At 65.8% G+C, this 6,897-nt stretch carries 7 protein-coding genes; 1 reads left to right on the top strand and 6 read right to left on the bottom strand.

Annotated features, from left to right (window positions below; all coding sequences use genetic code 11):
* Positions 1-195: 195 nt before the first annotated feature.
* Both HG262_RS26895 and ydiK read right to left on the bottom strand, forming a co-directional pair.
* The gene (locus HG262_RS26895; protein WP_169273922.1) at positions 196-921 is read right to left on the bottom strand and encodes an RNA pseudouridine synthase; all 726 of its coding nucleotides are present in this window, start codon (positions 919-921) and stop codon (positions 196-198) included.
* A 144-nt stretch (positions 922-1,065) separates the two neighbouring features.
* Positions 1,066-2,190, bottom strand: coding sequence for an AI-2E family transporter YdiK (gene ydiK / locus HG262_RS26890; RefSeq protein ID WP_169273921.1), 1,125 nt, complete (start codon positions 2,188-2,190; stop codon positions 1,066-1,068).
* Positions 2,191-2,441: 251 nt separating this feature from the next.
* Here ydiK and HG262_RS26885 point away from each other — a divergent pair, with 251 nt between their 5' ends.
* Positions 2,442-2,627 (top strand): hypothetical protein, encoded by a 186-nt coding sequence (locus tag HG262_RS26885; RefSeq protein ID WP_169273920.1) that lies wholly within the window; start codon positions 2,442-2,444, stop codon positions 2,625-2,627.
* Between the two features lie 58 nt (positions 2,628-2,685).
* Here the strand turns inward: HG262_RS26885 and HG262_RS26880 are convergent, their stop codons facing one another.
* From HG262_RS26880 to HG262_RS26865, 4 genes are all read right to left on the bottom strand, one after another.
* Positions 2,686-3,747, bottom strand: a complete 1,062-nt coding sequence (locus HG262_RS26880; RefSeq protein WP_169273919.1) for a DNA-binding protein — start codon at positions 3,745-3,747, stop codon at positions 2,686-2,688.
* Positions 3,748-3,970: 223 nt separating this feature from the next.
* Entirely contained in the window at positions 3,971-4,783 is an 813-nt protein-coding gene (locus tag HG262_RS26875) for an SDR family oxidoreductase (protein WP_169273926.1), read from the bottom strand.
* Between the two features lie 14 nt (positions 4,784-4,797).
* Positions 4,798-5,538, bottom strand: a complete 741-nt coding sequence (locus tag HG262_RS26870) for an SDR family NAD(P)-dependent oxidoreductase (RefSeq protein ID WP_248293513.1) — start codon at positions 5,536-5,538, stop codon at positions 4,798-4,800.
* Between the two features lie 22 nt (positions 5,539-5,560).
* Positions 5,561-6,895 (bottom strand): MFS transporter, encoded by a 1,335-nt coding sequence (locus tag HG262_RS26865; RefSeq protein ID WP_169273918.1) that lies wholly within the window; start codon positions 6,893-6,895, stop codon positions 5,561-5,563.
* Between the last annotated feature and the right edge of the window lie 2 nt (positions 6,896-6,897).

The raw sequence follows: 6,897 nt of genomic DNA, 5'->3' as shown, positions 1-6,897 counted from the left end.
TCGCCTTGGCGACCGCCGGCTGGCGTGCGCCAGGCGCCCGGCTGGCGCAGCCGCTCAGCGCCAACGCCGTCAGGCACAGCGCGCCCGTCTGTTTCAGGAAGCCGCGGCGGCCCGGATTCTGGTTCTGCGCGAGCTCGGCGGACAGATTCATGGTCGTCGTCGGTCTTATCAATGCAGTGTCAAATCCATGCGGCGTCAAAACCGCTCGTAGTCCAGCCGGTAGCGCCATTGGCCCACGGCCAGCCCCGCCATCGGCAGGCGCCCGATGCGAATGCGGCGCAGGGCCTGCAGCCGCAAGCCCGCCGTATCGCATACGTATTCGATGAAGCCCAGGGGCGGCGTCTTCAGCGCAAAGCGCAGGTGCGTTTCGTTCTGCCAGCTAACCTTCATCGGCGTGGCGGCACGCCCCTCGAAGGCCAGGCCCCGTTGCAGCCGGGCCAGGTCGCTTTCGCTCAACTGGCCGGTAACCTGCGCCACGTATTCCTGCTCCACCAGCTTGCCCTCTTCCATCAGCTTGCGCGATATCGCGTATTCCTGCGTATAGACGACCAGCCCGCTGGCCGCGCGTTCCAGCGGCGTGACAAGCTTCAGGCCGTTGAACATGCGCTTCAGGTAGCGCTGGCCGGAGCGGTCGCCGGGCATCAGGTTCTTGGGCACGATCAGGTCGCGCGCCGACCCGGGTTCGTTGTCGGCGTACATGCCCTCGGGCTTGTGCACCAGGACGGTCACGGGCCGCATGTCTTCAAGCTTGGCGCCGGGCAGCAGGCTGACCGTTTGTCCGGGCGCGACGCGGAATCCGGGCTCTTCCACCGTCTTGCCGTCGACCGCGACCCAGCCGCCTTCGATATAGCGCTCGGCATCGCCGCGGGAGCAGGACTGTTCCGTGGCCAAGCGCTTGGCCAGTCTTACGCTTTCGCTCATAGCGCCACCGCCTGGCATGCGGGCGTGGCCGGTCGGGAAAGGGATTCAGGCGTGCTGTCAGCCAGCACAAACGGGTGCATCGTCATTAAGTATTGCCGGGGTGTTGCAAAACGCGGGCGAAGCGCCCGCGGCGTCAGGCAGATGTTACGCCTTTTCCGCAGGCGGCTCGGGCAGCTTGCGGCCTGCGGTGTCTGGCATTTCCGCCGTCGCGGCGGGCGGCGGCACATCCGCGATCCAGGCATTCACAAGCGTTGACGTCACCGCCAGGATCACCGGCCCGATGAACAGGCCCACGATGCCGAAGGCGAACATGCCGCCCAACACGCCGGAAAGGATCAGCAGCAACGACAGGTTCACGCCGCGTTTGATCAGCATCGGGCGCAACAGGTTGTCCAGCATGGCGACCAGCACCGCCCAGATCAACAGCAGGATGGCGGCCACCTTCATATCGTTCTGGAACAGCCAGATCACGCCGCCCAGCATCGGCAGGAACGGGCCCAGTTGCGCCAGGCACAGCATCACCATCAAGGCGGTCAGGATGCCGGCCGCGGGCACGCCCGCGATCCACAGCCCCACCCCGCCCAGCGCGGACTGCACCACGGCGGTCACCACGATACCCAATGCAACCGCCCGGATGGCGGCGCCCGCCAACCGGACCGCCGCCACGCCGCGCTGGCCGGCCAGCCGGTTCGCGAAACGCTTGACGAAATCGGCCGCCGCCTCACCCTGGCTGTACAAGATGCCGGCGATGACGATGGTGATCAGCATGTGCATGACGAACACGCCGACGATCGCCGCGTGGCTCAGCAGCCAGTGCGCCGCCATGGTCAGATAGGGTTCCAGCCGGGCCAGCAGGCCGCCCGCGCCCGCATCGGACAGGTTCTGCCATTCCTGCGCGATGCGCGGGCCGGCCAGGGGAATGGCGCGCACCCAGCTCGGGGGCGCCAACAGCGCGTAATCGGGCAGGCTTTTCACGGCCGCCATGATCGCCCCGCCGTGCTCCGCCAGGGTGGATATCACCTGATACAGGGGCAGCACGATCACGAACAGCAGGATCAGAAGCATGGCCAACGTTGCGATCCAGCGGCGCCCGCCGACCCGCTGTTGGATGGCCAGCAGCACAGGCCAGGTCGCCACCACGATGGTAGTGGCCCAGATGAGTCCGGGCAGGAACGGCCTGAGGATGTAGAGGCTGCCCACCATCAACGCGGACAGGATCACGATGACAAGCAGGATTCGGGCAAGATCGACGGTAGGACGTGTATTCACCCGCTGCTCCCGGCAAGGCTGACCACCCTGCGTGATGACGCATCGCGACCCATGGGCGAGTGCCTCGGGATGCGCATCGATGCGATTCTTTGGAATTTATCCGAAATTCGCGTGCACTTGTATCTTGCCGTCATGCCCGTCGGGCACGCCGCTTGCTCATCGGGCCGATGCCGCCGGATTCGGATGGCGATGGCGCCGGACTCTCCGGTTGCCACCTTTCGGACGGCGTCTATCTCTTAAGGAGGTATGCCATGAAGCTCTTGACCACAGCGGGCGTATTGCTGGCCCTTGCTTTAGCCGGCTGCACCGCGCCCAGCTCATACAGCTCCAGCCCGCCGCGCGCTAACAGCACGATGAAGGACCACGCCAACTACCACGCGGACAACTTCGGAGAACCGGACAACACGCCTTTCCAGGGTGTCTACCCCGGGCGTTGAAGCGGAGAGCGCAGTGGGTTCACGTTGCCGGCGCTTGGCCGGCCGGCAATTCTTACGCCTACTCTGACCGCGGATCCTCCGGGGCAGCCGCCGTGGCAGGCCGCTCTGATGTAACGGCCGCCGCTTTCTCGCTGGCCAACGCCACCAGGTGGCGGGTCAGATCCGCCAATTGCCCGTCCTTCTGGCTCAGTTGCGTCAGCAGCGACGCCGACTGCGCGTCTGCGGCATCCAGGCGCAACGCCAATGCCGTCTCGCGCTGGCGTCCCGCCGCCAACGCATCGCTTGCAGCGCGGTCCGCGGCAAGCAGCCGTTGCTGCACGACCGAGATCTCGCCACGCAACGCCTGAGCGCCTTGCTCGGCCACACGCTTGCCCTCTTGCGCCTCGGTCAATGCCGTTTGCAATTGGGCTGCTTGCCGCTGACTGGCGATCTGGGCTTCGTCCAGTCGTGCCTGAAGTTTCTTGACGGCGCCCCGCTCACCGTCCAGCTCATTGAGCCAACGCCGTTCGTGCGCGGCATGGCGCGTTTCGGTCGCCTCCAGTGCCTGGGCATGCAGGCTGCGCATTTTCTCGGCCTCGGTCAGCAACGTTTGCACGGCGCTACGCGCGTCTTCCAGCTGTTGCTGCTTCTGCTTGAGCTCATCGTCGCGCTGGCGCAACTGCTGCTCCGCCGCCCGCAAGCGGTCTTCCGTGGCCGCGAGCTGGGCCGTGGCCACTTTCAGGCCTTCCTGCAGATCTTGTTCCCGGTTGGCCAACTGGATTTCGCGTTGCTGCAATTGCTCTGCGTCGGCGGCCAGCCGTTCCCCTTCCTGCGCCAGTTCGCCCCACCGCTGCCGGTAGGTCTCGGCCTGTTCAGCGCGCGCCTGCCCCAGCGCGGTTTCCCAGAAGTGGGCGGCAGCCTGCGCGACCGGGTCGGGAATGGCCGGCGACGCCGCGAACGCGCCCGGGTCCTTGATGCGTGCGCCCAACGCCCGGAACCAGGTCTCCAGATGCGGGCTGACGGTATTGGGCGACCCCCGGCCGATCTTCTGCCGCACCCGCTCGATGGTGGGCCGGGCGCCTTCCAGCAACAGGGCGTCGGCGGCGGTCCAGACGTCGGTTTCGGTGATTCCTGTGGCCATGGCCGCTTGCTCCGTGATTGGCGGGCGCCGTGTTGAATAACTAGTCACGATAATGGAATCTTATCGTCACTTATTTGCATTACATGTAAGATATCATACAGCATACATATGTTTTATGTAATTCACCGCGGTAACAAGCATGCCGCACCAAAACAATGGCCTTAAAGGCGAAAAAAGAGGCCCCGCGCCCTGATTCAGGGCGCGGGGCCTTATCGGCAAGGGCTTACAGGTTCCCCGTCGCTTTGCCGATACGCCAGTAGATGCCGCCGCCGGTCATGCCCCCGTCGACCGGCAAGTCCGCACCGGTGATGAAGGATGCCTCGGGGCCCAACAGGAACATCACGGCCGCGGCGATCTCATCGGCGTCGGCGCCACGCGAAAGCGGCGTGGCATCGCGATTGCCCTCATAGAACAGCCGGGCGCGGCCGGCGTCGTGGACGGCGTTGGGTTGCATGATCATCGGCGTTTCAACCAGGCCCGGACAGACCGTGTTCACGCGTATGCCCCGCCCTGCCAGTTCCATCGAGGCCGCCCGCGTCAACCCGCGCAACGCCCATTTGCTGGCCGTATACGCCGCGCTGAAATAGCCGGTCAGCCCGGCCGTGGACGAAGTGTTGACGATTGCGGCGCCGGCCGGCATCAAAGCAGCAAGTGTGCGGATGGCCAGGAAAGGCCCATCCAGATTGATGTCCAGCAGGCGGCGCCATTCGCTATGCGTGGTTTCGGTCACCGTCTTGCGCAGGGTGACGCCGGCGTTGTTCACCAGCCCGAACAGGGGCGCCTCTCCATGAGAGAGGTCTTGCGCCAGGGCAAGCCAATCCGATTCGCTGCTGACGTCCGCGATCCGCACCCTCAAGCGGTCCGCATCATCGCCCGCGGCGGTCCTTAGCGCCGTCCAACTCCCGTCGCCGTCGGGCAGCACATCCAGTGCATGCACGACTGCGCCTGCCCGCAGCAGCCGTAGCACTTCGGCGGCGCCCTGCCCGCGCGCCGCGCCCGTGACGACGGCAGCCTTGCCCTTCCAGTACGGATCCATTCCGGGTTTGTCTTTCATATCTTGGACACGCCGCCGTCCACCAGCAGCACATGGCCCGTGACGTAGGACGACGCCTGCGACGCCAGATACAACGCCGCGTCGGCGATTTCGGCGGGCTGCCCCATGCGCCGCGCGGGCAGGCGTTCCACGTATTCCGCGTAGGTGCCGGCGTCGGCGTGCATCCAGCTGCTCATCGGCGTTTCGATGAATCCAGGCGCGATGGCGTTGACGCGAATCCCTTTGGGGCTCCATTCAAGCGCCAGGCATTGGGTCAGGTGCGCGACACCCGCCTTCGCCGCCGCGTAATCGGCGCAGTTCGGCCTCGGCTTCACGCCTGCGTAGCTGGACAAGTTGATGATGACACCGCCGCCTTGCGCAATCATGTGCCGTGCGGCGGCCTGGGCGCCGAAGAAGGTCCCCTTCAGATTGATGTCCATCGTGCGCTGCCAGGCCGCTTCGTCGATATCCAGAGCAGGCGCCCGCGCCATGAAGCCCGCATTGTTGATCCAGATGTCCACCGCGCCATATTGCAACGCCACGGCGGCGGCCAGCGCTTGCGCGGCCTTTGCCTGGGTGACGTCAAGCTCGCGGCAATCCGCATCCACCCCGGACATCGCGCCGGCCTCCCGATCCGTGGCGACTACGATTGCCCCCTGGGCCCGAAGCGCCGCCGCCACCGCACGGCCGATGCCGCCGCCCGCGCCCGTGACGACCGCGACTTTTCCTGCCAGATCCGTATAAATCATGTTGCTCATACCGTATTGAAAAGGTTGAAACTCAGTTGAACGCGGCGCGTTCCACCGCGGCGCCGCCGGGCGCTTGCCCCGGCAGGCGGATGTCGTTCAGGTCCATGCCCGCAGTCTCCTTGATCAAGAAGCCGCCAGCGAACGCCATCAAGCCCAGCGCGCCCACGTAAGCCGTGTAGACCCAATCCAGGCCCTGGGCGCCCAGCCAGGCATTGATGTAGGGCGCGGTTCCTCCGAATATCGCGACCGACAGCGAAGAAATGAACCCCACGCCCATCGCCCGCGCGCCAGTGGGAATCTGTTCCGCCATCACGGCCGGGAAAATGGCCGCAAGCAGCGCCCATGCCAATAGGCCGATCAACTGGGCGACGAACAGCGTCCACGGCTGGTCCGTAACCAGGTGCGATACCGGAAAGACCACCAGTGCCACCGCCAGGCCAAAGGCCTTCACCATGGGCTTGCGGCCATAGCGGTCGGCCAGCCAGCCGCAGACGGGCAACCAGAGCAGGCATATCAATTGCGCGATCAGGCTGGCGGTATAGGCGCCCGACGGGTCCATGCCCTTGGTAGCGATGGCCGTGGCGGGCGCGAAGGTGACCCACGTGTAGTACGTGGCGTTGGACGCCGCCGCGATCATCACGATATTGCGTGCGATTCGCAGCGCCTGGCCTTTTGACGCCTTCTGGCCCCCGCCCTGCTCCGCCTGATGCTCGAATACCTCGCTCTCGCTGGCGTTGCGGCGCAGGAACAACGCGTAAACGCCCAGCAGCGCCCCCACGGCAAACCCGACTCGCCATCCCCACGCCTCCATCGCCGGCTTGCCCAACCAAGACGTCAACAGCGCGGCAAGCGCGGTGGCGGCCATCACGCCGATGGTCACACTGACGAACACCGAGCTGGACCACAGGCCGCGACGGGCGGCGGGCGCTATCTCCGCTACATAGGTGTAGGCCACGCCTGATTCCCCGCCATGCGCCAGGCCTTGCATCAGGCGGCAGGCGAACAGCAGGACCGAGGCAAACACCCCCGCCTGCTCGTAAGTCGGCAGCACGGCGATGGCCAGGCTGGTCAGCGCCAGCAGGCACATCGTGAGGACGAGCGTGAACTTTCGGCCATAGCGGTCGCCGATGCGGCCGAACAACCAGCCGCCGACGGGTCGGGCGAGAAAGCCGCCGGCAAAGACGGCCAGCGTTGCCAACAGCGCCGACGTCCGGTCGGCGGGATCGAACAGGTTCATGGCCAGGTAGGCCGAGAACGTGCCATAAAGTGTCCAGTCGAACCATTCCAGGGCGTTGCCCACGGCGGCGGCGCGCAGCGATGCGAGCCGCCGCCGGCGGTCCTGTGTCTCCATGATTGTCGTTGTCATTT

Source organism: Achromobacter sp. Bel, from assembly GCF_012928505.1.
Classification (GTDB): domain Bacteria; phylum Pseudomonadota; class Gammaproteobacteria; order Burkholderiales; family Burkholderiaceae_B; genus Achromobacter.
The sequence above is the reverse complement of the archived record's forward strand: the minus strand, read 5'-3'. Positions and strand labels throughout refer to the sequence as shown.

Excerpts from the sequence above, each read along its gene's own strand:
- HG262_RS26895 (WP_169273922.1), bottom strand. The coding sequence starts at position 921 with ATGAGCGAAAGCGTAAGACTGGCCAAGCGCTTGGCCACGGAACAGTCC.
- HG262_RS26885 (WP_169273920.1), top strand. The coding sequence starts at position 2,442 with ATGAAGCTCTTGACCACAGCGGGCGTATTGCTGGCCCTTGCTTTAGCC.
- HG262_RS26880 (WP_169273919.1), bottom strand. The coding sequence starts at position 3,747 with ATGGCCACAGGAATCACCGAAACCGACGTCTGGACCGCCGCCGACGCC.
- HG262_RS26875 (WP_169273926.1), bottom strand. The coding sequence starts at position 4,783 with ATGGATCCGTACTGGAAGGGCAAGGCTGCCGTCGTCACGGGCGCGGCG.
- HG262_RS26870 (WP_248293513.1), bottom strand. The coding sequence starts at position 5,538 with ATGAGCAACATGATTTATACGGATCTGGCAGGAAAAGTCGCGGTCGTC.
- HG262_RS26865 (WP_169273918.1), bottom strand. The coding sequence starts at position 6,895 with ATGACAACGACAATCATGGAGACACAGGACCGCCGGCGGCGGCTCGCA.